The organism is Phocaeicola coprophilus DSM 18228 = JCM 13818, from assembly GCF_000157915.1.
In the GTDB taxonomy this organism is placed as follows: Bacteria; Bacteroidota; Bacteroidia; order Bacteroidales; family Bacteroidaceae; genus Phocaeicola; species Phocaeicola coprophilus.
The window spans coordinates 50,766-52,732 of sequence record NZ_EQ973643.1 but is presented as its reverse complement, the minus strand read 5'-3'; the positions used below and the strand labels follow the sequence as shown (position 1 = coordinate 52,732).

The window sequence follows — 1,967 nt, the reverse complement described above, 5'->3', positions numbered from 1 at the left end:
ATACCTGTGTACGTACAACCAATAAATATTATAGTTATTTAGTAAATCTAATATGGAATGAACAAGAAATTTTATCGGGCAATGACCTTAGGGGTCGGCTTATTGTTGGCTGGTAACCTTGCAGTCAATGCACAGAAGGTTACTTTTAATGGGGAACAGGTATCCTTAAAGCAAGCTTTTGAACAAATTGAATCTGTTTCCAAATATAAGATTGCTTATAATACAGCTCAGCTGGATGTAAACCGCAAGGTAACACTTAATCAGAAAGACACAGACGTACTTCAGGTTCTGGATCAGCTTCTGGCTGGAACAGGATGCACGTATAAAGTAAATGAAAACTATATTGTAATCACCTCTCAGCAGACAGGAGCAGTTAAGAAAGTTCATGGAGTAGTGAAGGATGTAAACGGTGAACCTATCATCGGAGCCAATGTAGTTGTGAAAGGAAATCCTTCTAACGGAACCATTACGGACTTGAATGGTAATTTTGATCTGTCGGTGACTTCCAATACAACTTTGCAGGTCTCTTATATTGGATATAATACTCAGGAACTTTTTGTAGGCAAGAAGACAGACTTCAATATTGTATTGAAAGAAGATACAGAACTGTTGGATGAGGTTGTTGTTGTCGGATATGGTACAATGAAGAAGAAAGACCTGACAGGTGCTGTTGCTTCCGTCAAGATGGATGATGCACCGGTTGGTACGGTTTCAACCATCAGTCATGCACTTGCCGGTAAGGCAGCCGGATTGCAGGTGAATACAATCAGTGCGCAGCCGGGTAGTGGCTCTACTTTCCGTATACGTGGTGCAGCTTCTGTCAATGCAGGAAATGACCCTTTGATTATTATTGATGGTTTTCCGGTAAACCCTACGGATGACAGTAAGATTCAGACCGGTAAATATGATTCCGGTAGCTCTGACAATATTCTGGCCTCTATTAATCCGAACGAATTGAATCTATTGAGGTTCTTAAAGATGCAAGTTCTACGGCTATTTATGGTGCCCGTGCCGGTAATGGTGTGATCATTATTACCACTAAAAAAGGAAAGACAGGAGCTCCGAAAGTTACGTACTCCGGAACAGCGAGCGTGCAGACTATGGCTGCGAAATATGAAATGCTCAGTGCCAAAGATTTTATGATTCAGTCTAATCGCTATGCTTTGGAAGAATGGAGACGTTCCAATGGAATCGGGGTATATGGTGGAAAAAGTGAAGCTGAGGCAGCAACTCCTTATACACCTTATTATACAGATGCTGAAATTGCCAATCCGGCCTACGATACAGACTGGTTTAAGGAGATTACAAGAACCGGCTTCCAGACTCAGCACAATTTGTCTGTAAACGGAGGAACAGAGATGACGAAGTACCTTATTTCAGGAAACTTCTTCAAACAGAACGGTGTCGTGAAAAATAACGATATGGACCGTTATACAGCCAGAGTAAATGTAGAACAGAAGGTCAGCAAATATGTAAACCTGGGTGTGAATATGACTTTGTCCAGAAATACAACTAATAATGTTCCGTTGGGAGCCGGACAAAATGAGAATGCAAGTATTATGGTTGCTGCAGCTCAGTTCAGTCCGATATTGCCGGTTCGCGATGAGGAGGGAGAATATGTGTTGAACTCTCAGGCAGCTTTCCTTCCGAACCCGGTTTCTTTATTGGAGATTACGGACAAGACTGTTAAAGAAAGAATGCTGGGTACTGCTTATGTTGAGATTAAACCGATCGAAGAACTGACTTTGAAAGGTAATTTCGGTATTGACCGGAACTATCAGAAACATAGTGTCTATATGCCGAAGACAACTCTTTATGGACAGAAGACAGGCGGACAGGCTAATATTGCCCAGTATGACAAATCGGATTATCTGATGGAATTGACTGCGAACTATTCAAAACGTTTCGGAGATCATAATCTGAATGCACTGGTCGGATATTCTTTCCAGAGATTTACGGATGAATCC

1 protein-coding gene and 1 pseudogene are annotated in these 1,967 nt (G+C 41.6%); both read left to right on the top strand.

Annotation, left to right across the window (positions count from 1 at the left end; all coding sequences use genetic code 11):
- The first annotated feature begins 57 nt into the window (after positions 1-57).
- Positions 58-1,026 carry an STN domain-containing protein gene (locus BACCOPRO_RS18725; RefSeq protein WP_008142669.1) on the top strand — a complete coding sequence of 323 codons (969 nt, stop codon included), beginning with the start codon at positions 58-60 and terminating at the stop codon, positions 1,024-1,026.
- Positions 954-1,967, top strand: a pseudogene (locus BACCOPRO_RS18720) (SusC/RagA family protein); the annotation flags it as partial. The gene BACCOPRO_RS18725 and the pseudogene BACCOPRO_RS18720, both read left to right, overlap by 73 nt.

Bases quoted from the DNA above. Each gene is read 5' to 3' on its own strand.
- BACCOPRO_RS18725 (WP_008142669.1), top strand. From the start codon at position 58: ATGAACAAGAAATTTTATCGGGCAATGACCTTAGGGGTCGGCTTATTG.